The organism is Vibrio sp. 5S239, assembly GCF_041439575.1.
GTDB classification, from domain to species: Bacteria; Pseudomonadota; Gammaproteobacteria; order Enterobacterales; family Vibrionaceae; genus Vibrio; species Vibrio kanaloae.
Genome location: NZ_JBGOOM010000017.1, coordinates 72,686 through 98,981 on the forward strand (window position 1 = coordinate 72,686; position 26,296 = coordinate 98,981).

Consider the following 26,296-nt stretch of genomic DNA (forward strand, 5'->3'; position numbering starts at 1 on the left):
ATTTCAATATTCGCGTTTTTTGTGGGCGTCATATGGCTATACTCAAGGATTACTAGGTTAAAAACATATTTAATCTGAAATCGAAAGTATTAATATCATGTTAATTTTTGTCTATTAATAACGAAGTCACTAGCGTTTTGTTGTTATTTGCAATTTGCAATCCCAGCTTGCAAAACGAACAGTGAATTACGGTTAATACGTGTTCAGATGCGTAGAAAATGCATGGTTTTAAAGTTGGCACACATACTGCATTAATATTAGTGACCCTTCTTAAGCCGAGGGTCACCTAGCCAACTGACGTTGTTAGTGAACCTTTATTGTTCACACAAAATATATGACCAATCACCCTTTTGTGATTGGTTTTTTTTGCCTGAATTTTAGGTTCGGCTTGGGGCCTTAGTTTTATTCATCGTCGCTACTAAGCTAAGTTAATCTACTTTAAGCAGAGCAAGACAAATTACCTATAGTTCTCGTACTGCTATCACTCACCACATTTCGAATAACAACTTGGTTGGCGAGGGCACTCTCCACCTCGGGAACAAATAAGCCTAGCCTCCGCCTCGATCCCGCGTTCAATCCAATTTATATTTAGAATCTTGGCTATTGTCGTGAGATCTTTTTTGATGTTACGTGGGATAGTCACAGAGCCGCCATTGTTGACGCATGAAGTTTTAAGTTGCTCTGCTATCTCTCTTGAATTACCGCCTTGAGCATCAATCGCAGGGTTGAGGTCAATGCCTGCACACAACACACGATTGTTACCCGCAGGATCCGTCATATTGATGGATTCACAGCAGTAGATTCTTGGTTCATCGCCTACGTTTAAAATAGAGATTTGAGCCGAACTCCCTGCTCGAGGCTCTGATAATCTACGGAACACGGCCCAATGTTGACATGGATCTGCGACCGTTCTCATATTTCCCCAAGGCAGTGGAATCCCGTTCCCGCGGTATACCGCTTTGAGTTTCCCCGGCCCATAAGCATCAAAGTAGTGCCAGTGAGGGTAGGGCGATACTACCGTCATTCGGCGCATCGCCACAGAGGGGGAAACCCCTGCTCTTTTGTGAACGTCGATTTCGTAACCCGTGCGGTCGAGTAACTGTCTAAACGGGACTTTCGGACACAGCAGCGCGCCAGCAAAGAAGCTGGATTCAAAGTCTCGCCATGCTTGAAGAATATCTTGGGAGTTGAGCTGTGAAGATCCTGATACCTGATTGTCGTCCCATGTGTTGTTGTTACCAACCGACAACACACTCTTAAGACCTTCCTTGCTATGCAGAATGCAATGGCCGATATATACCGAGAGGTCGTATTTCAGTCGAGTTGGATACTCTTTAAGAATCTCGTTTAAGAAGATAGTACCTGGAGGTTCAAAAAAAGAGGTGACCAGCTGTTTGGCATTTATGCCGAGCTCATCGACTACGTCTTGCGGTGTGCGTGTAACCCAGCGGATGTTGATTCCAAGGCTTCTTGCGATGTCTATCAAGTCTTCTACGCTCAGGTTAAGGCGCTTTAAGCCAACTTCCTCTGCCGCACGCTCAAGGTCTGGGAAATGATTCTGGTTGCTTTCTTGGTGTGCTCGAATCAATAGGTGTGCAAACTGGCGTCCTGAGATCCCTGTTTGTGACAGCATCTCAGGTATTGCAATTTGTAGAATGTCGTTGGAAAAAAGGAAACTAGGCTCAAGCGCCATACCACTTATCCCACCACGATTCCCCTTATCTGGTGCTATGGCTTGTTGTTCTGATTCGTCGTCGAGAAACCACGTAGGGTTCTTCTGGAAGACCTGAGCGATCACTTCCAGCATGTCGATACTTGGAACCCGCTTTCCACGTTCAATCATTGACAGATAAGAAACGGAAGGGGCGTATTCTGGGTTGATTCTAATACAACGCGCAGACAGGTCTTCCATCGTTAAATGGTTACGTTTTCTTAGGTTACGTATTTTTGTACCTAGGAAATGTGACTGACGAACTAAACTTTTTGACAAGGCCATATTTGTAAAATTCACATTGTAAAATTTTTGTTGTGAAATTGTATGTAAAAAAGCGCTAGTCTACAAACTAAGCAATTCACAAAATGACAAATAAATTAAACGTTAGTTTTGAATAATTGCTCTAGGACACATTTTTGCGTTAGGAATCGGTGGTTATCACCGGACTGGTCAAGAGGGAAAGACTATGAATATGCTTACATTCGATAAAACAGAAATCCAAAAACAATCAAAGCCATTTATCGCTGAAGCTGTCTTTGCCGTGGAGACAATCAGTGCAAACCAGCAAACTGAGAAGCAAGTGAGAGCAAAGCAGCTGCTTGATCGACTATTCCCACTAGAGAAGGGCTCACATCAAGACGTAACCAGCTATGTAGTCGACTACCGTCATATCATGGCTTACTTTAAAGACGGTCAGCACAGCGGCCTAAAGCACCCTAAACAATTTGTAGCGTATATGGGTGAGAAGAATGACCCGGACTCTATTTTGTTCCGAGATGGCAGTGGAAGCCACCTAGAGGTAATGTTTGGATGTCATAAAGGAACAGGTTGTATTGAATTGGTGGAAATCGATGATATTCAGTTGGAATCATGTACCACGTTCGGTCACTCGTCAATGGAAGCAACGACCACAATGTGCGAAGAGACCATTGCAGCAATGCGCCATTGGATCAGTTTGATTCAAGGTGATGCAAAAGGTAAGCCAAAGGCATGCAGCGAAGATAAAGAGTTCAGAGCAAAGAGTGGTGAAGATTACTGCCTGAATTACTGCTTTCAAATCTAATGGTACACTCTAAACATAGACAACAATACATATAGTCGAAGAAAAAGCCTCAAAGAATTAACGTGTTATATAGTCTTTGAGGCTTTTTCGAATGCATTTTGCTTAATGCTCGCTTGCTCTAGTTTGCGTAGAGCAAATGAAACCTTACACTGGCATGACTCGGTTACGGCCAAGTGATTTCGCTTCGTAAAGTAGCTTATCAGTACGCTCGATCAGTGACTGAGAGGATTCACCAAGTTCAAGTTCAGCAACACCAAATGACGCGGTGATATTACCGACTTGCTCACCACTGCGACGATCTTTAATATACATCTTTTCTAGAGAGCGACGGATAGTATCAGCAAGTTGACGAGTAATACGTAAAGATTTATTTGGCACAATGAGTGCAAACTCTTCACCACCAAAACGATAGGCAGAAATGCCCTCTCGACAGCTTAACTTCAGTTTACGAGCAATCCCTTTTAAAACCATATCACCAAACAAGTGGCCATAGGTATCGTTGAAGTTTTTAAAGTGGTCGATGTCGAGAAGAATCAAACACAGGGATTGGTTGGCTTCACACAAGGTTTCCATATCACGGTCGAAAGACCGGCGGTTATACAGAGTCGTTGTGCTATCAAAGAGTGCGTCTTTTTGTACTTCTACCAGTTGGGTTTTTAGCTTGGTAATCTCTGACGTTGCAGAATTCAGCTGAGAGTTTAGAAACTGGGTAGAGTGACGAATATGACGAGACTCAGAAACAAGCTGGCGAACCAAAGACATGACTTCATCAATAGATAAGCTTTCATTATCAACGCGAGCCAAATCTTCGAAGCTTTTATCAATCATGTCGGAGAACGCAGAGGTATCAGTTAAAGTATCGTTCATCGAGTTCGAAACTTCAGAAACTAGCAGTTCTAAGTTAGCTCGAAGGTCACTGATATTAGTTTCGGATTTGCTCGCAACATAACTGTTGTAAAGCTGCTCACCAACAGCTGGAGGACAAATACCGTAGTGTTCTAAAATACCGTCCATATCTTGAGTTAACTGCGGGATCGCGTTGTCGACATAGGTGTACCAAAGTGCGTAATTTGCAGGTGTTGTGGACACCCTATTCTTCATCATAAGAGGCACCGCTTTTTTTAGATTAGCGGTGGATTTCTGAAATTCATCTTTTTTCATTATTTTTACTGCAGATACCAAACCAACTAAAGCCACTTGTGGACAAGGTTAGCGGATTTCGAAGATTTTTGCTTCAAAAATTATATGATTAATAGATGAGGGTTGGATAAATCACTACTTTTTATTATGAGTATCGGTTGAGTATTGATAAAAGTCATCTAATGGATTGTTCTTTAACCATATTTTTGGTTACTTATTTTGTAACAAAGATTGGTTTTGGTGTGAAGTTTCTAAGTAAAAATGAATGGCGTTGAAACTGGAGCAACAGAATAGATTTACATACTAGTAAGGGGAAATTGAAATTAGATCTGTGATTGGTTTACTCTGACTTAAGTGCAAGGTCTAGAGTGGGGTAGGAAAATGCTTTTGGGTAGATAGTAAAAAGCGCCGATAAAAATCAGCGCTTTAGAATTCTTTTAAGCTAAAAGCTTATTATTGAGCAACAACGTTTGCTGCTTGTAGGCCTTTTTGACCGTTTTCAACTTCGAAAGAAACCTTTTGGCCTTCTTTCAGAGTTTTGAAGCCTTCAGAAACGATAGCACGGAAGTGTACGAATACGTCAGCGCCGCCGTTGTCTTGAGAAATGAAGCCGAAACCTTTCTCTTCGTTAAACCATTTTACAGTGCCAGTATTTGTGTTAGACATAATTTGTCCCTTATTCATAAATTTTCTAAATTGTTGATTGCATTACTGCAATGCGCTGATAATTGAATTATTTAATGTTGCTAAGAAATAAGGAAAAACTACTTACAAAAACGGGTGACGATTTTACTTGTTAATTTTACTTTCATCTAACTTAAATAACTCCGGATAACAGGGCGAGTGCATGTTAACACAGTCTTTCGAGATGTACACTCATTGATTGAAAAATCCGTGTTTTTTGTCATATCGTGCGCAGTCGAAAGTATACACTAATTTAGTGATGTCTTTGTCAATTCGCTTAACATAACAGAAGGAAGGATCTCAGCCTCCTTTCATAATTTATTATAGACGATGTTAGCGCTTAAAGTTTATATCTTCCGTTTGAGATAAGTTAATTTTTGTTTTAGCTAGTTGATTCTCTGCGATCGCTTTGCCATGCCGCACTGAGTCTTGGGCTGGCGCTTGGCGATGCACAGCATCAAAACCATTATCAGCGGGAAGAATCAGTAGCTTACCTTCTTCGATACTGAAGTAGTCATGAATGTTGATTATTATGCGATTGAATGGGTGTCTGTATCGAGAGGTGTGTGGCTAGCCAAAAGACAGGCAAAAAAATAGCCAATCGCAATAACCGCGATTGGCTTATATATTTTGTGAACAAGAATAGGTTCACTAACAACGTCAGTTGGCTAGGTGACCCTCGGCTTAAGAAGGGTCAATAAATACTTTGCAGGTAGCGTGCCAACTTTTAAAACCTCGAATATAGGTTGTTTAATAGCAATTCGGTGCGTATTTAGGCGTTTCATTCGCGTTTTAGGATATTGTATTTGTATTTTGCAATTGCGATTTGCGAGTTTATAGTAGTTTGATGATTAGGAAGAGTGAAAAAGGGAAGTTATATAAAGTGTTTGAGTGATCTGGCTTGTGTTGACTTTTCCTGAGGCTAAAATAATAGAGTCAGGCCTGAGAAGTCGTGAAGCTAAGAAGTTCAATAGCTACATACGACAAAGCCCGGGTGAATTGATATCACACACGAGCTTTGTTTCGTTTGATAAATTGTGTGAGTCGTCGAATGTTCAAAAAGCATCGTGACCTAACACCTAAGCAATCTGTCGAGCGCTTAAAAATTGGCCTGTAAAGCAACTAATTTTCAGTCATGTTATATGTCTGCACAACCCATTGTATGACATTAACTATATGTCATGTTGTTAAGTTCACTATCGTGAGGAGCATCCTGATACCAACGTTCACCATAGGCTTGTTGGTAATCTGGCTTTTTAATGAGTCCTTCCTGTTCTGGTACTGTTTCTAGTGGGCCGACAACGGTTCGGTAGGGCAATACACCCGCCCAAACGGGGATATTCATATCGGTGCTGTCATCATTCACACCGTGCTTACCAATTTTTACCGATGCTTCGGTTAACGGTATCGCCAACAACTCGGTTGCTGTGAGTTCTTTTTCATTACTCAGCCTAACTTCATTGGTTCTACCTGGTGCAATCTGCTCAATGAAGATGTTCAACAAGCGATCTTTTTCTTGGTTGTCATCGATGACTGAAAACGACCCCAATACCACTGCAGAACGATAATGTGCACTGTGATGAAATGCCGAACGAGCCAACACCCAACCATCAAATAAAGTGAACGTTAAGCAGGTTGGTTCTCTTTTCTTTAACCCTTTTAGTAGGCGGCTGTTTTTAGCCCCATGAATGTAGACCATGTCATCCACTCGCCATGCGAGCATCGGGATAACCATTGGGCCTTGTTCGCCTTGCAATGCAATGTGTGCGATTAAGCTCTCATCAATAATTTGGTGCAGCTTCTCTTGTTCAAATACGGCTTTGTGAGCCCCTTTTTTAATCGTGGTTCTTTTCGTGTTAGATAACATAATCGCTCCTTAATCATTGCTTTTTGATTAATGTAGCGATTAACTGGTCTATTAAATAGAGCCACTTTTAAACACTATTTGGATCCAGTTATGCAGCCTATCGATGTTGGTGATCTACAGTTAGACGAGCAACACGACACGCGTCAAACCGCCTTGTTCCACGCGATAAGAGAGAAGATCGTTCACGATTTATGGAGCAAGGGTTGTAAGTTACCTTCAACACGTAAGTTGGCCTTCGAGTTATCGGTGAGTCGAAATACTGTGATCTATGCGTATGAACAACTGGTCACTGAAGGCTATATCGAGAGTAAGCAAGGCTCAGGGTTTTATGTCTCGGTTGAACAACCAGAACACTTTCTAAGTTTGTCTAAGTCAAACAGTGTTCAGGATCCGAAGGTCAAACAAACAGTCAGTCAACTGAGTACAAACATAGCGACACCTAACGACATTAACCGCAGCTTTGCCCCCGGAGTTCCTGACTTAGATGCGTTCCCTTTTGCGAAATGGCAGAGGTTGCTGCAACGCCACTCTACACGTCAGAACATTGCGGGCAATCAAGAGGTTCAGGGAAGCTTAGCCTTGAGGGAAGCGTTGAGCGGGTATCTTGCAAGCAGTCGCTCGGTTAAATGTAGTGCAGACAGAATCATCATTACCGCAGGTGCGCAGCAAGCCATCTCAATCGGATTAATGGCGACGTTAGCGATGGGCGACAAAATCCTTGTGGAAGAACCCGGTTATCGACAAGTGCATAAAATTATCGATCTGTTGAGACTAGAGCTGGATGGTGTGAGTGTGCGTGAAAAGGTTGGGCTAGATATTGAAAAAGTATTGTCCAGTAATGCTAAGGCTCTGTATGTCACGCCGAGTAACCAATACCCAATGGGCACGACTTTAAATACTGAGCAACGCCTTAAACTGATCGATTGGGCCAATCAACATCAGTCATGGATTATTGAAGATGACTACGACAGTGAGTTTCAGTTTGCTCATCGCCCTTATACCAGCATGCAAGGTTTAGCGGGTAAGTTGGGGTTCGATGATCGTATCATCTATGTCGGTTCCCTGAGTAAGGTGATGTTCAATGGCCTTCGATTAGGTTATTTAGTGGTGCCAGAAAGTCTGGTGGCGCAGTGTCTTGAGATTAAAGACGCGCTCACTGGAGACACGGCGTCCCATACACAAGAAGCACTGGCTGACTTTGTCCAAGAGGGTGACTTACTACGTCATATCAGAAAGATGCGTCGGTCATACAAACTTAAGTATGAAGAGATGATAGAAGCGATTGAAAGTGAATTTCATGGCGATCTTGAAGTGATCAGTCAAGCGGCGGGGTTACATGTGACCGTGAAGTGGTATCAAGGTATATCTGAACATGAGTGGAGTCGCAGAGCAGAGCTTGAAAATATCATCATTCGCCCGTTTGATTTTTATGAATATGGATCAAGTGATGCTCGTGATTGGAGTGGGGCGGTGCTGGGGTTTGGAAATATACGTTTGGCTGACATAAAGCCGAAGATCAAAGTGATCGCTCGGCATTTTTATCAATAGTCTCTGGTTTTGAGCATTAGTGCTGTGAATTTGATGGGTGGTAGCTCCGCTTTACCAAGAGTTGTTGCGGGCTTTATCTTACAACTTGTCGATAGAAACCGTTGGTTTGCCTGACCATTTGCGCCATGGTAGTGACAGTGTCACAAAAATAATAATCGCATAGAGCATTGACCAACCTAAGCAGATAAAAACCAGGGTGCAAATAACGAGAGCAACCATGGCCGTGTATCTCGATGTTCCGGTTAATAAGCGACAAGCCGCTAACATCGCGAGCATATAAACCAGAACAAAAATACTATTGGCGAGTTTGAGAAAGAATTCGAGATCCAAGCTAGACAGCTCACCAATTACACACGAAACAAGCGCGATGAAGCCAATCGCTAAAGTTGGGTAGAGTGGTACACCACGGTTGTTGAGCTGGGCCATTTTACGGGTTGGGCTATGTTGGCGGGCTTGGGCCCAGATCATGCGAGACAAGCTTTGGGTATAAAGGTTTAGGCTCGCAAAACAAGCAAAGAAACCAAGCACGCTGATGACCGTTTTGAAGCCATTGCCAAACAGTTGTTCAGTTACCCAAGGGATAGAAACGGCATCAAATTCAGAAGAACCATACGCCCCAAGCTTGAGAATAACCACTGAACAAGCCCAATACACCAAGCCTGCGACGAAACACCCTGCAATGATGGCGATTGGAAAGTCGCGCTGTGGATTCTTAAACTCCTCTCCCATGTGAGCAAAAGCTTCTATCCCCACAAAACACCAAAACATAACCGCTAATGCAGCCCCAATAGACCACATAGAATCGTATGAGATAGCGGGAATCGTGACATCTGCAATTGTGATATCAGCTTTCCAAACAAAAGCGCTAACTAACGCAAAGATCGACAAGGCAATAACCGTTTGCAGACGACCAGAAGACTTACTGCCCATCAAGTTGACGGCAATAAGCAGAGCTACAGTTAAGGACTGAGCACCAAGCGGTGTGTCGAAAGGTACGGGTAACAGCTGTTGAGCGAAGCCTCCCGCTAATGCTATCGCTGCTGGAATACCGACGGGAATAACACTGACAAACAACCATGCCACGCTTGTTTCTAATCGCTCACTGAACGCTTGGCGTACAAAGTAGGCGGTGCCTCCTGCATTAGGGTAGCGTTTTCCCAATGCGGCGAAGGTTAGGGCGACCGGGCAAATGGCGATAAACAGCACTAACCATGCTAGTAGTGATAACTGACCCGCGATACCTGCAGCAATAGCGGGGATCATGAATAGCCCTGTGCCTAGTAATGTCGTCGAGAGTTGCCCGATTCCTGAAGTGAGCGTGATTTCTTGTTTGAGTTGCGCCATTAGCTTTCCTTGCTGATGCTACATTTCTTTTGCTAAGAGAGGGTTATGCAAAAAAGGTGCGTTCAGTGCTTATTCCTAATTGTGATTGAAAGCATACAGTGTCGCTACTAATAATGCAGCTAGCAAAACGTCTTAAATACTGCCATTTTAACGGTATTTATCCAGTTAAGCGTTAAAGTGTCTGCTGTTCTATCGAGGGAAATTGTGTCAAATTAGTCGGGATAAATAGAACGACAATGGAAGTCACCACAAGCATGGAACGTTTGAATCAAATTCGCGATCAGCAGCAAGGCTACTCAGACCTTCGTCACTTGATGACTTATACGGTTTTAACTGAGTTTTTTAATAAGCAAAATTTGTCTTTTAATCTATCGAAAGTCAACGTTAAGTCGTGCGTTAAGGTTGTCCATGTTAGGTAATATCAATCTAAATTTGTTGCGCTCGCTGCATGTGCTTCTTGAAGAGTGCCATGTAAGCCGAGCCGCCCAGCGCCTGCACATTACACAGTCAGCTGTGAGTCGCCAACTTGCGCAGCTGAGAGATTTGTGTGGTGACCCTTTGCTCGTTCGTGATGGTAATAAGCTAGTTCCTACCAACCGAGCTCTGTTGCTTAAAGGCAAGCTCGATGATCTTCTGAGTGAGTTTGATCACCTATTAGATGATAAACCCTTCGAGCCGCAAGACTGGCAGGGTGAATTGGTGTTGTCTTCAAGCGATTATGTTGCTCAGTATATTCTTCCTGTCATTGTTTCTGAAGTATCGGCTGAAGCGCCGAAGATTAAGTTGGCTTACCGTTTGTGGGAACCAACCTACCTAGAAACACTGAGCGAATCAGGTATTCACTTGGCATCAAGTATGTTTCCTCAAAAACCGGATCATGTATCAAGTATCAAGCTTGGTGAAGATAAGTCGGTGTGCTTGATGAGAGCTTCCCATCCGTTGGCTAAGCAATTGGCCATAAGCTCAGCAGATATCGTTAAGTATTCGCACATAAAGGTTACCGGTGGCGGAGACAAAGACAGCTACGCGGACATAGCATTGAAGAAGCAAGGACTGAAGCGAAAAATAGCACTTCAGGTTCCTTTCTTTTCATCGGCTGGAACGGTATTGATGCAAGATGACTATCTGATGATTGTTCCGGAACATATAGCCTACAACCTAGGTAGGCACCTCGACACGACTTACTTTTCTTTGCCGTTTGATACGGAAATGCACACTTATTGGTTAATGTGGCACCCTAAGTATGACAACGATTCTGCTCATAAATGGGCACGAGAAAAGGCATTCCAAGCCATGCAGAAGTCGAGCTATAATATCAGTATGATTTAAAATCATAAGTATGATGATAATCTTTGATTTCAAATAATACCTTCTGCGAATTATGGTAAGTATCAGTATAGAGCGTTCAGTTGGATCGCCTTGTTTTACTAGGAATGGAATGATGACAGTAACAATATGGTTTTCTTTATTAGCTATCTGCTTGTTGGGTGCAATGTCTCCGGGCCCAAGCTTGGCGATGATCGCTAAGCACAGTTTGGCTGGTGGCCGTATCAATGGCCTGATTGCCGCTTGGTCACACGCAGCCGGTATTGGCATTTATGCCTTTGCAACCATCGTCGGCTTGGCGGTGTTACTTGAACAATCGCCAATACTGTTTAAAGGGATCAGTTTGGCGGGGGCAGCGTACCTGCTTTATTTAGGTGTGAATGCGTTACGTTCAAAAGGTGGCGTTGCAGCGAAATTGGAAGCAGGCGAACAGATGAGCTACATGCAGTCTGCGCGTGAGGCTTTCTTAATTTCTATCTTGAGCCCAAAGATCGCGCTGTTCTTTATTGCTCTATTTAGCCAATTCGTGGCGTTAGGTAATGAACTCAGCAATCAAGTTATCATTGTCTCAACACCGCTGATTGTTGATGGCCTTTGGTACACTTTCATTACTTTGGTGTTATCTAGCCCGCTTATCGTAGAGCGCATTCGAGCAAAAGCACAGTTGATCGATCGATTGTCAGGAGTCGTTTTAGTCTTGCTGGCAGCTCGTGTGGTGTGGACTATATAGCGCTAAGGTATATGTTGGAAAGAAAACGATACCCATTAAAAAGGCTCACTAGATGTTATCTAGTGAGCCTTTCGTATTCCTTGTCGAGGGGCTTTTTAGCCTTCAGAATCCAACACTGTATCAAGCTTATCCATTGAATCCGCAAAGTAAGGATTGTAGGTTAGGCGAGCATGGTTTTTTCCATCCTCAATATATCCCCACGCTGAATACCAGACTTCACTATTGTCGATACACTGCTGTTCAAAGCCCTCAGCTTGCCCGTTAGAACAAATCTTCTCACTACCATTGATTCCGTAGTACGGGTTATTGGGTGAGAACAGTAACCCCATGTGGGAACCATTGGAAATACGCTGCTCTGGGATCTTCATGCTGTATTGAATAGCGCGAGGATCTTCAAGTGTGGTTTCCCCTAGCCAAATTAGCACATTGTTTGGATTTGGCATCGACTGAATAAACGCCTGCTGGACAAAGTTGGTGTCAATCACACTGTCGCCTTCACTCATCATAATAAACACAGGCTTGTCGAAGTGCTTCTTTTGTAGAGCTTCGCGAACCGCTTCTGAGGTCTCGTAGTAAACGGCGGCACCGTTCATGGGTAATGAGTTATAACGCAGTATGTTGTCTTCAGGATCTTGATCCGCCCAAGTAATAAAATAACTTGCTAGACTTGCGTATTGCACGGCTGATGAGCTCGGTTGAAACGCAGGAGAGAACAGCAGTAACCCTGAAATTTTGGGATCATTCATCGCCTGTGAAGTCACTAGATTCGCGCCTGTTGAATAACCGCCAAGCCAAACGGAATCATATTCTTGTTCAAGTAACTTAGTATGGTGAGCTACGACACCTTGCCAATCTTCTAAGCTTGGCTGCATTAAGTCGCCTACGCGACTACCGTGGCCCGGAAGTAATACCGTTCTCACTAGGTAACCTTGTTCTGATAAATGCGTAGCAATGTCATTAAATGAGTAAGGGGAGTCACCTAGTCCATGAACTAATAACACCGCCTTTCCATTTGGAGAAGCCGGTTTATATTCTGTTGGAGAATTGAGTTGAATCTCAAGCTGCTTGTTTTCTGTCATGAAGACACGGTTCTCTAGCAACCAATTTTGAGTGTCACTGATGTATGCGTGAAAAGTATCTTGCTGATATTCGGGTAAGTTTGGTGAGGCTTCGTAAGCGGGTTTAATGGCCTCGTTGGAGCAACCAATAAGGCCTAAAATCGTTAAAGTAAGTAGTGTAACAATGGTCTTTCTATGCATTGTGTGATGTTGTCTTTAGAATTTTTACGATGATAATACAAAAGCTCAAATTACTTTTTTCTCGAAAGATCTTCGTATTCACCTTCAATAATACCAGCATCATTATTTGATGACTGACGAGTGTTCATATGAGCTGCGAAACCTTGTTTCTTCATTTGATTCTGAATGCGCTTGCCAGTAATTAAAGCTGCAATAGCCAAAGGAATAGCAAGAATCAAGCTTGTGAATAGCGCCAAAAGGCCAGTAAACAGTGCAGCAATCGTAACTAATATATTTTTCATATTCATTCCTCTTTTCTCTATGTTGTTACTATATCGCTTCTATTCTGAACGAAACATGAACACCGTTAATTAATCTCAGAGAGTCACTATGACACAGGTGTGTGTAGATTTAGGGTTTATATGTAGTCATAATCACGCATTAAAAATATGAAATTCGTTTTAGTTCTTTAAAATCAACTACTTAAAAGTTGGCACGCTTGATGCTCTATAGGGTTTGGAATAAGTCACTGTAAGCAAAGTACTTACAGCTAATAAAAAATTACTGGAGCCCTTATATGTTCTGTATTCAATGTGAACAAACCATTCAAACCCCAACCGTAAAAGGCTGTTCTTTCGCACAAGGTATGTGTGGTAAAACTTCGGAAGTATCCGACCTTCAAGACGTGTTGGTGCATTCTCTTCAAGGTGTTTCTTTTTGGGCCAATTTAGGCCGTGCTTGTGATGTTATTGATACTGAAATCGACGAGTGGGCGCCAAAAGCGTTTTTCGCAACATTAACCAACGTTAACTTCGATCCTGCTCGTATCATTGAATTTGCACAGCAATCTCATGAGTTTAAGCTGCGTTTAGAACAACAGGTTCGCGCTGCAGCGACATTGATTGGTTTTGAGATCCCAGCGCTTTCCGCTGCTGCTCAATTCGACCTTCCAACGGACTCTTCAGAGTTATTGGCACTAGCCCCTCAAGCGGCGGTAAACCGTGGTCACGACTCTCAACACGAAGATGTGATTGGTCTTCGCCTTCTTTGTCTTTACGGGCTAAAAGGTGCGGCAGCCTACATGGAGCACGCACGTGTTCTTGGTCAAACTGACAATGCTATCTTTGCTGAATACCATGAAATCATGGCTTTCTTGGGTACGGATCCATCAGACCTAAAACAACTGTTAGATACGTCTATGCAGATTGGCTTGATGAACTACAAAGTCATGGAAATGCTGGATAAAGGCGAGACAGATACCTTCGGTCACCCTCAACCTACAACTGTGAATGTGAAGACGAAGAAAGGTCACTGCATCCTTGTTTCTGGTCATGACCTGCATGATCTAGAAAAGATCCTTCAACAAACGGAAGGCAAGGGCATTAACGTTTACACCAATGGTGAGATGCTACCTGCACACGGTTACCCTGCACTAAACAAATATCCACACCTTGCGGGTAACTACGGTAGTGCTTGGCAGAACCAGCAAAAAGAATTTGCGAACTTCCCAGGTGCGATCGTAATGACATCTAACTGTTTGCTTAACCCAGATGTGGGCTCGTACGCTGACCGCCTATTTACGCGTAGCATCGTAGGCTGGCCGGGTGTTGCTCATCTTGAAGGTGACGATTTCAGTGCAGTGATCGATTGTGCTCTTGCGCAAGAAGGCTTTAAGCATGACGAGATCGAGCAAATGATCACTGTCGGATTTGGTCGTAACGCACTGATGGAAGCAGCACCTGCGGTTGTTGAGCAAGTGAAAGAAGGCAACATCAAACACTTCTTCCTTGTGGGTGGTTGTGATGGTGATAAATCTGAGCGTAGCTACTACACAGATTTCACCGCTCAAGCACCAGAAGATTCAGTAATCCTGACATTGGCGTGTGGTAAATTCCGTTTCAACAAAAACCAATTCGGCGACATTAACGGTATTCCACGTCTGCTCGATGTTGGTCAATGTAACGATGCTTACTCAGCGATTCAGCTTGCTCTTGCGCTGTCTCAAGAGTTTGATTGTGGCATCAACGAACTACCGCTAACACTTGTTCTTTCTTGGTTCGAGCAAAAAGCGATCGTTATCCTGCTTACTCTGTTTGCTCTTGGTGTGAAAGGCATCTACACCGGCCCAACAGCACCGGCTTTCTTAACAGAGAACCTACTAAAGATTATTCAAGACGAGTTCGATATGCGTTCAATCTCAACGCCAGAGCAAGATCTTAAAACAATCTTAGCGGCTTAATGTAAGCCCACCCCCAAGCCCTGTTGTTGCTGTTTCCTTTGAACGTGCAGCTACGGGGCTTTTTTGATTTAATTCTTTAGTATCAGTAAGGTATGTGAACTATGTATGCATGGTCGGATAGCGATTCAATCAATTTAGTGTGTTTAAGGAAATGGCACGAGACGCCAGATACGGTCAGCGTCGAGCTTGGCAGTATTCCACAAGACCTACATTTCAATTTTAAGCCGGGCCAGTTCATCACTTTGGGCTTGGATATGCCGACAAAAACCGATTATCGCGCTTACTCGGTGGCTTCTTGTCCTGAAGATAATCGTTTAAAGCTGACAGTTAAGCGTGTTGAAGGTGGCTTGGTGTCTAACTTTATTGTCGACGAGCTTGATGAAGGCGATGAGGTTTCCGTTTTAAAACCTGCTGGTGGCTTTAACTGTATTGATTGCATGCCTACTGCGGCTAAGAAGGTAACGCTAGTCAGCGCAGGTTGTGGTATTACACCTGTCATGGCAATGGTGAAATATTGGTTGTCTCAAGATAGTGAGATGGAGATAGATTTCGTCCATATGGCGCGCAACAAGCTTGAGACTATCTATTTTGAAGAGCTTCACCAGCTCGATAAAGCCTATGCTAATTTCAACCTAAAACTACTGTTGAAAGATAATCAAGGAACAACCGCGCCTCAAGGCCGATTAGATAAGAACTGGTTGGTGAAACTGAGCCCAGACATCCTAGACAGAACCGTCTACCTTTGTGGCCCTGTTGGTTTTATGCAAGACATAGAAAACTACCTGAAAGAGCTTGAATTCAATATGGATAATTTCTATCAAGAAAGCTTCACGCCAGCGATCCAGAACAACACTTCATCAGAAGAATTACAGGCAGAAGCGTCTACGGATTCAAATGGTGCTGTTAAGGTGTTTGTTCCTGCATTTGGTAAAGAAGTGGAAGCCGACGTGGGCACGCCATTGGCGGATTCATTAGAAAAAGCAGGCGTTCCAATCATCATTGCGTGTCGCAGTGGTATTTGTGGCTCGTGTAAATGCAAAGTAACCAAAGGTTCTGTGGAATCGAGCAGTCAAGAGACATTGACGCCAGAGCAGATAGAGCAGGGGTATGTATTGGCGTGTTCCAGCAAGATTCAATCCGATGTTGAGGTTGAGTTGTAGCTATCTCATGCTGGCAATAATGAAACACGATTGGAACGAGGTTTTGTCCATGTGGCAGATATAACGTGTGACAGATATAAAAAGGCCACTTAGATCGTTAGAGAGACCAGATCTAAGTGGCAACCCTCTTGTTTATACGGGGGAGTAAAACAAAAGGGGTTGCGAAACCCATAATAAGCCTCGCAGATATAGTTATTATGTTGTGGAGCTGGTTGCGCAGAATTAGTTACAAGCTCGAAGTTGTTTAAACTTCAGGGTAAGTCTTGTAGCGAACTCCCATCATTTGTTCCATACAGTGAACAACTTGGCAGCTGTAGCCAAATTCGTTGTCGTACCAAATGTACAGAACTGCGCGGTTGTCTTGCGCGATAGTTGCCACACCGTCAACCACACCTGGGTGACGAGAACCAACCAAGTCGGTAGATACAATCTCAGTCGAATCTGTGTAATCAATTTGTGCAGACAAAACAGAAGATAGCGCCATTTCACGCAAGTATTCGTTCAACTCTTCTTTGTTCGTGCCTTTCTCAAGGTTTAGGTTTGCGACTGCCATTGAAACGTTTGGTGTCGGTACGCGAATCGCATTACCTGTTAACTTACCTTCCATTTCTGGCATCGCTTTTGATACTGCTTTTGCTGCACCTGTTGATGTCAGTACCATGTTCAATGAAGCAGCACGACCACGACGATCACCTGAGTGGAAATTGTCGATTAGGTTTTGATCATTGGTAAATGAGTGCACCGTTTCGATGTGACCCGATAGAACACCAAACTTATCGTGAACCGCTTTCAATACTGGAGTGATTGCGTTGGTGGTACAGCTTGCTGCAGAGATAATCGTATCTTCTGGTTGAATAACATTTTCATTCACACCAAATACGACGTTCTTGATGTCGCCTTTACCTGGCGCAGTCAGTAGAACCTTCTTAGCACCGTTACATGCTACATGTTGGCTTAGGCCTTCAGCGTCACGCCATACACCTGTGTTATCAACAACAAGTGCATTCTCGATACCGTAAGCGGTGTAATCCACTTCTTCAGGCTTGTTTGCATAGATAACTTGGATGAAGTTACCGTTAACGATGATCGCTTTGCGTTCTTGGTCAACTACGATACTGCCGTTGAACTGGCCATGAACAGAGTCACGACGTAACAGGCTTGCGCGTTTTTCTAGGTCACCATCTTTACCGCCACGAACAACAATAGCACGTAAACGTAGTGGGTAGCCCGGGCCGCTTTTCTCGATCAATAGGCGAGTCAGTAGGCGACCGATACGACCAAAACCATAAAGTACAACGTCGCGAGGTTCTGTCATCGCATCGCCTTCAAGCGATTCTAAAAGGGCAGTTTGTAGGAAATCATTCAATCCCTGTGTGTCTTCGCGATCTTGCCAGAATGAATGTGCAAGGCGACCAACATCAATACGACATGGAGACAGGTCCATAGAGAGAAGGTGTTGAATGATTGGTTGAGTTTGTTCTGCTGTAAGAGGAGAACCAGTGTAACGTTTTGCGATGCGGTGAGCTTTGATGATGTCGATAGTTGTCGCGTTAACTAGTGTCTTACCAAAGAGGATAACTTCTACGCCTTTTTGACGGTATAACTGACCTAAAGTTGGAGCGATGGATTCAGCAATGGTTTGACTAGTTTGCCAATCTAGGAGGTGCTTTTCGGGACTCATCTTTACTCGGGACCTTTCACGTTAAGTTTCTGCATTCATGGCGGTTGTAGGGAGGCCAATCAGCATAGGGGATTGAGGCATCAGGCTGTGGTCTTTTAATGCCACTTAAATATGCTTGATATACCTTGTCTGTATTTGTAATTTTTATGTGGCAGGATTGTAAGTCACGACGGGTTATTCTGCTAGGAAAAATAAATGCAGATAGATTGGCTGTAAATTCATATAAATGTAGCCATAAACATGGCTTTTACGAGAGGACGTACTATTGACTTTAACAATCTGTAGCACTTATTTTTCGACAAAAAATACTCAAATCAAAATTATTTATGTAATAAAGGTTATCTTGTTCACTAAACATGTGATCATTGACTCAAGTTACACGCAAATAGTAAACGATAAATAAGGTCATTAACGAGTTTTCTTGTTCTACCTTTGAATAAGCTGACGTTGAATATGAAAAGTACATAATACGAACTATTAGATGTCACAAATTTAACCTAATCATCGGCTTTGTTGGTGTATAGAGTCATAACTAACAGCCTAGTTGAGCTGAGAAGCTAGTTTGCTCACTTGTTATTCGGGTGATAATAACTTGATAAGCCTCCCTTGTTTAAACCTCATTTTTGTAGCTCTTTCGTGCCTAGGCCTTATTTATTTCAACCGTTTTGTTTTTTAGACCTCTTTATTTAACGTAAAACCTTCTACTTTAAAGCCCTATTATGGGGGCTAGGTGACTATAATTTGCCATTATGGAGTCAGAGTATCGTTTGTTTGTATCCAATTTGATCAATAACTCCTAGTAATGTCCTACTCTTAACTTGGGTCCGGTAAATTACTTTCGGGAAGGGAGTAGTTATATAAATGATAAACATGTCAATTAGATGGCGTCTTATTTTTCTTTCTACGGTTTCTGTATTCATCATGTTTGGGTTTGCAGTTAATGAGCTGTTAAAGAGCGACAAGACGGTGGCTCATCTTGAAGCAACACGTATGAGAGTAGAGGCGCTCCGATCTTTTAACGCTATTTCAGGTGATGCTTATCAATGGATAGTTTTGTCTAATGAGACTCCTGAAAAAGGCCAGTTGCTCGACAAGCTCAACACTGAACTGGATCAGCTAGCTGAGTACGAAAAGCAACTTCAACGATTTGATACCAATTGGAGTGCCGAACCTCAGTTGATTGAACTTAAGAGTGCGTTAGGTAACCTTGTAGGAGTAGGAGTAGGAGTAGGAGCAAAGCAAAGTGACGAAGAAAGGTTACTACTGACAGAGCGTGTCTTTAGCTTGCTGCAAGGCGTGTTAATGGATCTCTCTAAATATCGTATCGCTTTAATGGATGAAAAGATCAGTGATACTGATGCGATGTTTGTCAATCTTACTAACTACGTGTTTTGGGTTCAGAAAGAAACATGGTTAAGTTATCGCTTATATCGATCCCCAAATCAGAAAAGCCAATATTTTCTGAGTTATGTTGGTACTTTGGAAAGGCAGCAGCAGTTATTAGACACACTTTTTCGATCAGGGAGTCATGCAACGGAAACTGAGAAATTGTTGAACGCTTTCTACAAAGAGAACGTTCAGGACAATTTCACCGCACGGATCCTGGAAGGAACCTTCTCCTCGCCGGAAATATATGATCATATCAAAAGTTTAGAGTTAAAGGAGCAGACCATTTCAAAAGCGGTTGGTGCTTTTACTGAACAACTTCAATCTGAACTAACAAAAAATATTACTCTGCAGCAAAGGCAAACGCTGATCATGACATCCTTGATTCTCGTCGTTTCAGGTGTTTTGTTATGGTTGGGTATAGCGACGTCTATACGTTTAAGTAAAAACCTATCGCTTGTCCTAAAAGGGGGAGCTGAGTGTGCTGATAGCTATGGTAAGCCCAAGGTTATTCAAATTGAAGGGAATGATGAATTAGCTCAGTTCACTGAAACCTTAAATCGAGTGATGGAACGCAATTATCAACACAACAAGGAATTGATAGAAGCAAAAGAAGATGCTATTTCAGCAAATAAAGCGAAAAGCGCATTCTTAGCGAACATGTCCCATGAAATACGTACACCGCTCAACGGGATTATCGGTATGACTGAGATTTTATCTCAAAGTCAGTTGAATGCGAATCAGCAAGAAGTGTTAGGAGATATCGAGTCGTCTTCACATTCACTATTGGTGCTACTTAATGAGATTCTCGATCTCTCTAAAATAGAGTCGGGCAACTTAATGTTGTCGCCACATAATGCAGATCTACGAGAATCGGTTTATGACTCCGTGAGTGTGGTTTTGTCGAAAGCGATAAGTAAAGATATTGAACTCGACATCAATATTGATTCTCACATTCCATCAAAACTGTTTTTTGATGAATACCGTGTTAAGCAAGTACTGACCAATTTGTTGTCTAACGCCATCAAGTTTACTTCAAAGGGAACGATCACCACGGACATCGTTTATACACAGGTGTCTTTGGATAGAGGAAAGGTTGAATGCAGTGTAACTGATACAGGGGTCGGGATTGAGTCGGAGAAGCTGGAGTCCATTTTTGAACCGTTCACCCAAGAAGATGGCAGTATTACTCGACAATTCGGTGGCACAGGTCTGGGCCTTGCTATTTGTCGACAGCTTGTTGATTTGATGGACGGATACATTACTGCGCGTTCAGTTAAAGGAGAAGGGGCGACGTTCACTTTTTGTCTGTATGTCGATATTGTCGATACTCACGTTCAAACCTTCGATAATTTAAGCTGCGCGACTATTATCTCGAACTCTTTCAATTACCTAGATCAACTTGTCAAAGAGTGTGAACGATTAAATATTCGCCCAAATGTAGTTTCATCCATGTCGGCCCTTGATGACAGCCTCAAAGAAAGCGACTTTATCCTTTATTGTCATACGTTGTATCACTCTATGGAGAATGATCTTGCAGAGTTGAAAGCGTTATACCCTCTTACTCGCGTCATTGTATGTCAGCACCATCTATTTAAAACGAACCTAATAACAGAGTCGGTTCACTCAACTCACACATTACCATTCTTGGGTCAGCGATTCTTAAACAGTTTACGATCTATTGATATCGGTGGAGAACAAGTACGGCAAGTTGAACCAAACGATAAAGAAGTTCGTTCTTTGAATAGACGCATTTTGATTGTGGAAGACAACCTGATGAATCAGAAAATAGCGAGCTTCTTCCTTGAGCAAGCGGGCTATGAATACTTGATTGCCAGCAATGGGCAAGAAGCGTTAGATGTGATAACTCAAGGTGCCCAGTTTGATGCAATTTTAATGGATTGCATGATGCCCGTCATGGATGGGATAACAGCGACCAAGGCGATTAGAGAGTGGGAAGTTGACCAAGAAGCGATACCTTTACCAATTATTGCCTTAACTGCTAGCGTATTAGAAGAGGACATTAAAGACTGCTTTGAAGCCGGCATGAATGCTTATCTGGCGAAGCCTTATAAATCTCATCAACTGTACGACCTTTTCAGTAGCTTAGATATCGTCTAGCGATGTCATATTTTGTGCTTTACGTACAAAAAACCCACTTATACGGAGTATTAAGTGGGTTACTGACATTATTGCAAATCCATTAACTAGGTTAAATTACTTTTTACCTTGAGTTTGCTTATCTTCTTCTGTTAGTTCGCGGATACGGCGACTGATGTCACGACGAGCTTTAGAAATTTCTGCGCTCTTAATGATGTGGTCATCAACGCGGTCTTCGTAGTCAGCTTTCATGTTTTTGATAATGCCTAGGATTTCGTCATGAGTCATCTCTGGCTTGATGTAATCAAGTAGGTTATCAAGAAGGTCGACACGCTTGCGGTTGTCACGAACTTTCTTTTCGTTGTCTAAAAGTTCACGCTTAAGTTTGTTCTTACGTCGTGCTTGGTTAACAATTTCAAATACGCTGCTCATAGATTCCTTTTCCTAATCGTCAAATACATTGTCTGGTTCTGATTAAAGCATATCAATTGATGTTGTAACAGTCTTTAGATCAAAGCAAAAGTAAGGTTGTATAATTATTCGACACTCTCGCTGATGTGTGATTGTTTTTATCTCACCGTTCAAGTTAGTATCCCTGTAGACACTGCATTGATACGAAATGTGAAATGAATCAACAACAATTGGAAAACGAAGATTTGGATGACAATGTCACTGAATTTTCAGCAGAGCAAAACAAGCTTCGTGATGCGTACGTACAAGAGCGTACTTACTTGGAAGTCGTGGAAATAGAGTTAAACCGTTCTAAAATCATATTGATTGATGAGCAAGGTAGAAAGAAAAGAGTACCTATTCTGTCTGAGCACTAATCTTCAGTGACTGAATGGTTAGACGTAGAGGTGGAATTATCAAAAATAATAAAAAGGAAAAACGATGAACACAGTACTTTCCCCAATTGAAGCAAGAATCATTGGGTGTTTGATCGAGAAAGAAGTCACGACTCCTGATCACTATCCACTCACGTTGAATAGCTTAACTACGGCTTGTAATCAAAAGAGTAACCGTGATCCGGTTCTTTCGATGTCAGAATCAGACGTTTTGGATGCGGTTGATGGTTTGATCTCGCGTCGTATGGTGAGTGATGAAAGCAGCTTCAATAGTCGCGTAAACAAGTATCAACATCGCTTCTGCAATACCGAATTTGGTGATTTGCAATTCACAGAGCAAGAACGTGCGATCATTTGTTGCATGCTGCTTCGTGGCGCGCAGACACCGGGTGAGCTTCGCACTCGAACTGGTCGCCTAGCGAATTTCGTTGACGTGAAAGAGGTGGAAGCGACTCTAGAGAAGCTAGCTGCACGAGAAACGGGTGCGTTAGTCGTTAAGCTACCTCGTGAAGCTGGTAAGCGTGAATCACGCTATCAACATTTGTTAAGCGGTGAAGTGGATGTTGATGCGTTTGCGACGGCACCAGTGGGCACGGCTACTCCACCGGCGACTAACGAAAAGCTTGAAGAACTCGAGTTAGAGGTTGCAAGCCTGCGCGCAGAAGTTGCAGAGTTAAAAGAGTTAATTGAATCACTGTTATAGATGTCAGTTTTTAATAAAGATGCGGGTTGGGTAGTCTACCTGATCCGTAACAGACACAATGCGCTCTATTGTGGTGTTACTAATAATTTGGAACGTCGCTTTGAGCTGCATCAACAAGGTAAAGGGGCAAAAGCGCTGAAAGGAAAAGGGCCACTGTCACTAGTGTGGAGTTTTAATGTCGACTCAAAAAGCCAGGCATTAAAAACCGAATACGCAATCAAACAACTCCCCAAATCCCACAAAGAAAAGTTGGTATCACTCGAGCTAATCATTGAGTGGGAAGAAGAGAAAATTCAATATATCAAAATTTCATAATTAATAGCTTAAATGTCCACTCGTAATCAGCTTTCATGATCGATAACTGTTGATGAAACCAACTTAACATATTGAATATAAAGGTTAACCATTATAGGTTCTATGATCCTTTTATGGGCAATAAATCGTCAATATCAATGTTATTTCAAGATTAATGAATTGCTCATTTAGAATATCGTTCTAATTAGGCTTGGACGCTATCATTTCTTACCGCTGTACTACATAATATATTCTATCCATACAAAGATATGGTGTCATGCTAGGTTAAAAATGAGCCAAAGTAGCTCATAGAAAACGAGAAATATATGAAACGTTTACTTATGTTGTTTGGAATTACCGTATTTTCTACGTCCGCTCTTTCCCACGCTCTCAATGGATATTGGGAATATCAAGATTACCTCTCTAAGTTTCCAAAGCAAAAAATATTGACCGATAAAATGGTCGAAGCTGTTCAAAACCACCCCGTGCCATTGAGGTTAGTTCAAGATAGGCCTATTACTATTTCAGTCGTGTACCCTGGTCAACAGATTTCTGACTACTGGGTGCGTAATATTCAAGCGTTTGAAAAGCGCCTCGATAAATTGAGAATCAACTACCAGATCAATCAGGTTTTTACACGTGTTAATGCTGATATCAATCAACAGAGTATTTCTCTACAAGAAGCGGTTGAAAATAAAACTGATTATTTAATTTTTACGTTAGATACGACGCGACACCGTAAATTTATTGAACATGTGCTGAGTTATACGGATACCAAACTGATCTTGCAAAATATTACCACTCCTGTGCGTGCGTGGGCTGATAGACAGCCGTTTATGTATGTAGGTTTTGATCATGCGACAGGGAGTTTGAAATTGGCGGACTATTTTAAAGAAGTGAGTCAACCAGACAGTCAGTACTCTGTTCTTTATCGTTCAGAAGGTTATATAAGTGATGCTCGTGGAGATACCTTTATTCGTGAAGTGAACTCCGATACAAATTTTGCACTTAAGTCTTCGTTTTACACCAAGTCTGATAAAGAGAGCAGTTACCAAGCGGCTAAAATCAGCATAGAGAACGATAAAAACCTAGACTTTATCTATGCATGTTCAACAGATGTTGCTTTGGGAGCCGCTGAAGCGATTCGTGAGTCTGGTAGGGATATCTTAGTCAATGGTTGGGGAGGCGGATCGGCAGAACTCGAAGCAATCGAAAGTGGGGACCTAGATGTGACAGTTATGCGTATGAATGACGATACTGGGATTGCGATGGCAGAGGCAATCAAATGGGATCTCAGTGGCTTGAAAGTTCCTACCGTTTACTCCGGTGAGTTTGAAGTGGTGACCAGCGAAGATTCCCCAGAACGTATTTCTGAGCTTAAGAAGCGCGCATTTAGGTACTCAGGTCAATAATGAAGAAAAGCTACGCTTGTACACCAAGGAACACCTTAGCCAAATTAATTACCCGTATTATTATTTTAGTCATAGGGGTGATGGCACTTGGTGTGCTGATTCACAACTATGAAAGTAGCAGTAGTATCGTAAAACAAGAGACGAACCGAACTGTTCAGCAGACCTCAAGCCTGATCCAAAACATGTTTGATTATCGTTTATCGGTGCTGCAAATCCATCAAGACAATAATTCACACAGTGAAAACTTAAGAGAGTATTTTGATACTCATAATGATAAAGCGCTGAGTTACTTTTTTTTTGGTATTGATCAACGTGAGCCGAACCATGCCCCTGATTTACGTTTTGTCTCTACTCATGATGGTTTGGCTTGGGAGGATGGTAATGGTCAATTTTATGGTTTGGATGCAACCAGCTTAGAACATATTTCTGATAAAGTTGCGTTCAGTAGTAATTGGCACTTTTTAAAGCTTATGACGGATATTGGTAACCGTCACTTGTTGGCTCGTCGAACACCTATTGTCGACGATAAGACAGGAGAAGTTCTTGGCCAGTTGTATATCGCGATTGTACTAGATAATAACTTCTCTCTTGCGGAATCCATCCAGAGAGGCAGTAATTGCGAGAATATCGTTATTGAAGCGCATGGCACGCCTGTCGCTTCTACATTCAAGGGTGATGAAAGCTATACGATAGCAAGTATCCTTAATTATAAAATGTACGATCAACTACCTCGCCATTTCGTTACCATCGCGACGATTAAGATAAATGCCGTGGAAACTCCCCTCACTATTCGTGCGGTACAAAAGAACACAAATTTTATCGCGTTGGAAGAAAACTATGAGCGAGCCACCATTGTTGTGATGGTGTTGATTATACTTATGTCTTTCTTTGCCCGCGCTTGGATTCAAAAAAGAGTGGCTGCAGAATTAGACAAGTTGATGGACTTCACTCGTTCAGCAAGCGGTGGCGAAGAATACAGTAAGTTTGATGGTTCTAATATTTTCGAGTTCCACCATATTGGCTGCACACTAGAAGACACCTTCGACCGCTTATCTGAACAGAACCAAAAATTTCAAGATCTCTTCAATTTTGCCCATTCTCCTATTTTGGTTTGGTCTGAAAAAGGTGACCTGATTCAGATGAACCCAGCAGCTCGTATGGCATTATTTGATGATGATGACAACTATGGCGCGATGGCTGATGAGTTTGAGCAACGAATGTTGCCTAATATTCAAATGGTGGTTCAAGGGTCAAAGCTGACGGGCATTAATGTTCCAATTGGGGCTAAAGTGTTTCGCTGGAACATGTCTGCAATTAGTGTTGAGCACGGTATTACGGGTGTTGTCGTACAAGGGCAAGATATCACCAAGCTCATTGAAGCGGAGAGACAGGCAGATCGAGCTAGAGAAGAAGCTGAGCAGCTTGCAAACCTTCGTGCAGACTTTTTAGCTAAAATGAGCCATGAGATTCGTACGCCGTTAAACGGTATTTTAGGTGTATCTCAGCTGCTCAAACGGTCTATCCAGAATGAAGACAACCGAGATCGGGTAGATGTACTTTGTAACAGTGCCGAACATTTACTGGCAGTACTTAACGATATCTTGGATTTCTCTAAAATAGAACAAGGTCAGTTTAATATACAAAAGAAAAATTTCCGCTTGGGTGAGTTGGTCAATACTGTGGATAGTATCTATCGTCCGCTTTGTGAAAATAAATCGGTCGCTTTTAGTATTGTGAATCACTTGGTAGATGATATTGAGATCTACACTGACCAAGTTCGACTGAACCAGATTATGTTTAATCTATTGAGCAATGCCCTTAA

The 26,296-nt window shown here is 42.4% G+C and carries 21 protein-coding genes and 1 pseudogene; 12 read left to right on the forward strand and 10 right to left on the reverse strand.

What is annotated here, in order from left to right; all coding sequences use genetic code 11:
- Positions 1–481: 481 nt before the first annotated feature.
- Positions 482–2,011 (reverse strand): DUF3612 domain-containing protein, encoded by a 1,530-nt coding sequence (locus tag ACED48_RS13950; protein WP_082082761.1) that lies wholly within the window; start codon positions 2,009–2,011, stop codon positions 482–484.
- A gap of 169 nt (positions 2,012–2,180) precedes the next feature.
- Here ACED48_RS13950 and ACED48_RS13955 point away from each other — a divergent pair, with 169 nt between their 5' ends.
- Positions 2,181–2,777, forward strand: a complete 597-nt coding sequence (locus ACED48_RS13955; protein WP_017058692.1) for a malate synthase — start codon at positions 2,181–2,183, stop codon at positions 2,775–2,777.
- A 144-nt stretch (positions 2,778–2,921) separates the two neighbouring features.
- On the opposite strand, the gene ACED48_RS13960 is transcribed toward ACED48_RS13955, so the two are convergent.
- The 4 genes and pseudogenes from ACED48_RS13960 to ACED48_RS13975 all read right to left on the reverse strand — a co-directional run bounded on the left by ACED48_RS13960 (position 2,922) and on the right by ACED48_RS13975 (position 6,468).
- The gene (locus ACED48_RS13960; protein WP_017058691.1) at positions 2,922–3,938 is read right to left on the reverse strand and encodes a GGDEF domain-containing protein; all 1,017 of its coding nucleotides are present in this window, start codon (positions 3,936–3,938) and stop codon (positions 2,922–2,924) included.
- A 432-nt stretch (positions 3,939–4,370) separates the two neighbouring features.
- A complete protein-coding gene (locus tag ACED48_RS13965; protein ID WP_004740083.1) occupies positions 4,371–4,583 on the reverse strand; it encodes a cold-shock protein in 213 nt (70 codons plus the stop codon).
- Between the two features lie 351 nt (positions 4,584–4,934).
- Positions 4,935–5,129 (reverse strand): annotated as a pseudogene (locus ACED48_RS13970) (cytosine deaminase); the annotation flags it as partial.
- 640 nt (positions 5,130–5,769) lie between these two features.
- Positions 5,770–6,468, reverse strand: coding sequence for a pyridoxamine 5'-phosphate oxidase family protein (locus tag ACED48_RS13975; RefSeq protein WP_017058690.1), 699 nt, complete (start codon positions 6,466–6,468; stop codon positions 5,770–5,772).
- Between the two features lie 90 nt (positions 6,469–6,558).
- Between ACED48_RS13975 and ACED48_RS13980 the strand changes: the two genes are divergently transcribed.
- Entirely contained in the window at positions 6,559–8,016 is a 1,458-nt protein-coding gene (locus ACED48_RS13980) for a PLP-dependent aminotransferase family protein (RefSeq protein WP_017058689.1), read from the forward strand.
- A gap of 78 nt (positions 8,017–8,094) precedes the next feature.
- Here the strand turns inward: ACED48_RS13980 and yjeH are convergent, their stop codons facing one another.
- A complete protein-coding gene (yjeH, locus tag ACED48_RS13985; protein WP_017058688.1) occupies positions 8,095–9,360 on the reverse strand; it encodes an L-methionine/branched-chain amino acid transporter in 1,266 nt (421 codons plus the stop codon).
- 408 nt (positions 9,361–9,768) lie between these two features.
- Here yjeH and ACED48_RS13990 point away from each other — a divergent pair, with 408 nt between their 5' ends.
- Together ACED48_RS13990 and ACED48_RS13995 are read left to right on the forward strand one after the other, a co-directional pair.
- Positions 9,769–10,689, forward strand: a complete 921-nt coding sequence (locus tag ACED48_RS13990) for a LysR family transcriptional regulator (protein ID WP_017058686.1) — start codon at positions 9,769–9,771, stop codon at positions 10,687–10,689.
- Between the two features lie 112 nt (positions 10,690–10,801).
- On the forward strand, positions 10,802–11,416 hold the full coding sequence (locus ACED48_RS13995; RefSeq protein WP_017058685.1) for a LysE family translocator: 615 nt from the start codon (positions 10,802–10,804) through the stop codon (positions 11,414–11,416).
- Positions 11,417–11,511: 95 nt separating this feature from the next.
- On the opposite strand, the gene ACED48_RS14000 is transcribed toward ACED48_RS13995, so the two are convergent.
- Together ACED48_RS14000 and ACED48_RS14005 are read right to left on the reverse strand one after the other, a co-directional pair.
- The gene (locus ACED48_RS14000) at positions 11,512–12,675 is read right to left on the reverse strand and encodes a carboxylesterase (protein ID WP_017058684.1); all 1,164 of its coding nucleotides are present in this window, start codon (positions 12,673–12,675) and stop codon (positions 11,512–11,514) included.
- A gap of 50 nt (positions 12,676–12,725) precedes the next feature.
- Positions 12,726–12,956, reverse strand: a complete 231-nt coding sequence (locus ACED48_RS14005) for a hypothetical protein (RefSeq protein ID WP_017058683.1) — start codon at positions 12,954–12,956, stop codon at positions 12,726–12,728.
- Positions 12,957–13,231: 275 nt separating this feature from the next.
- Here ACED48_RS14005 and hcp point away from each other — a divergent pair, with 275 nt between their 5' ends.
- Both hcp and ACED48_RS14015 read left to right on the forward strand, forming a co-directional pair.
- Complete coding sequence (gene hcp, locus ACED48_RS14010) at positions 13,232–14,893, forward strand: hydroxylamine reductase (RefSeq protein WP_017058682.1); 1,662 nt, start codon at positions 13,232–13,234, stop codon at positions 14,891–14,893.
- A 101-nt stretch (positions 14,894–14,994) separates the two neighbouring features.
- Positions 14,995–16,053, forward strand: coding sequence for a hybrid-cluster NAD(P)-dependent oxidoreductase (locus tag ACED48_RS14015; protein ID WP_017058681.1), 1,059 nt, complete (start codon positions 14,995–14,997; stop codon positions 16,051–16,053).
- 244 nt (positions 16,054–16,297) lie between these two features.
- On the opposite strand, the gene ACED48_RS14020 is transcribed toward ACED48_RS14015, so the two are convergent.
- Positions 16,298–17,734: a glyceraldehyde-3-phosphate dehydrogenase gene (locus ACED48_RS14020; protein ID WP_017058680.1), complete on the reverse strand. Its 1,437-nt coding sequence runs from the start codon at positions 17,732–17,734 to the stop codon at positions 16,298–16,300.
- A gap of 921 nt (positions 17,735–18,655) precedes the next feature.
- Here ACED48_RS14020 and ACED48_RS14025 point away from each other — a divergent pair.
- Positions 18,656–21,241: an ATP-binding protein gene (locus tag ACED48_RS14025; protein WP_029627320.1), complete on the forward strand. Its 2,586-nt coding sequence runs from the start codon at positions 18,656–18,658 to the stop codon at positions 21,239–21,241.
- 96 nt (positions 21,242–21,337) lie between these two features.
- Here ACED48_RS14025 and ACED48_RS14030 read toward each other — a convergent pair whose 3' ends face one another.
- Complete coding sequence (locus ACED48_RS14030; RefSeq protein WP_004730049.1) at positions 21,338–21,652, reverse strand: DUF496 family protein; 315 nt, start codon at positions 21,650–21,652, stop codon at positions 21,338–21,340.
- A 194-nt stretch (positions 21,653–21,846) separates the two neighbouring features.
- Between ACED48_RS14030 and ACED48_RS14035 the strand changes: the two genes are divergently transcribed.
- The 5 genes from ACED48_RS14035 to ACED48_RS14055 form a co-directional block, all read left to right on the forward strand.
- Positions 21,847–22,047: a hypothetical protein gene (locus tag ACED48_RS14035; protein WP_017058678.1), complete on the forward strand. Its 201-nt coding sequence runs from the start codon at positions 21,847–21,849 to the stop codon at positions 22,045–22,047.
- Between the two features lie 64 nt (positions 22,048–22,111).
- A complete protein-coding gene (locus ACED48_RS14040) occupies positions 22,112–22,768 on the forward strand; it encodes a YceH family protein (RefSeq protein WP_017058677.1) in 657 nt (218 codons plus the stop codon).
- Complete coding sequence (locus tag ACED48_RS14045; RefSeq protein ID WP_017058676.1) at positions 22,769–23,083, forward strand: GIY-YIG nuclease family protein; 315 nt, start codon at positions 22,769–22,771, stop codon at positions 23,081–23,083.
- A gap of 305 nt (positions 23,084–23,388) precedes the next feature.
- Positions 23,389–24,474, forward strand: coding sequence for an autoinducer 2-binding periplasmic protein LuxP (locus ACED48_RS14050; protein ID WP_017058675.1), 1,086 nt, complete (start codon positions 23,389–23,391; stop codon positions 24,472–24,474).
- Positions 24,474–26,296 (forward strand): LuxQ periplasmic sensor domain-containing protein (locus tag ACED48_RS14055; protein ID WP_371726453.1); only part of this gene is annotated, 1,823 nt, incomplete at its 3' end. The genes ACED48_RS14050 and ACED48_RS14055, both read left to right, overlap by 1 nt.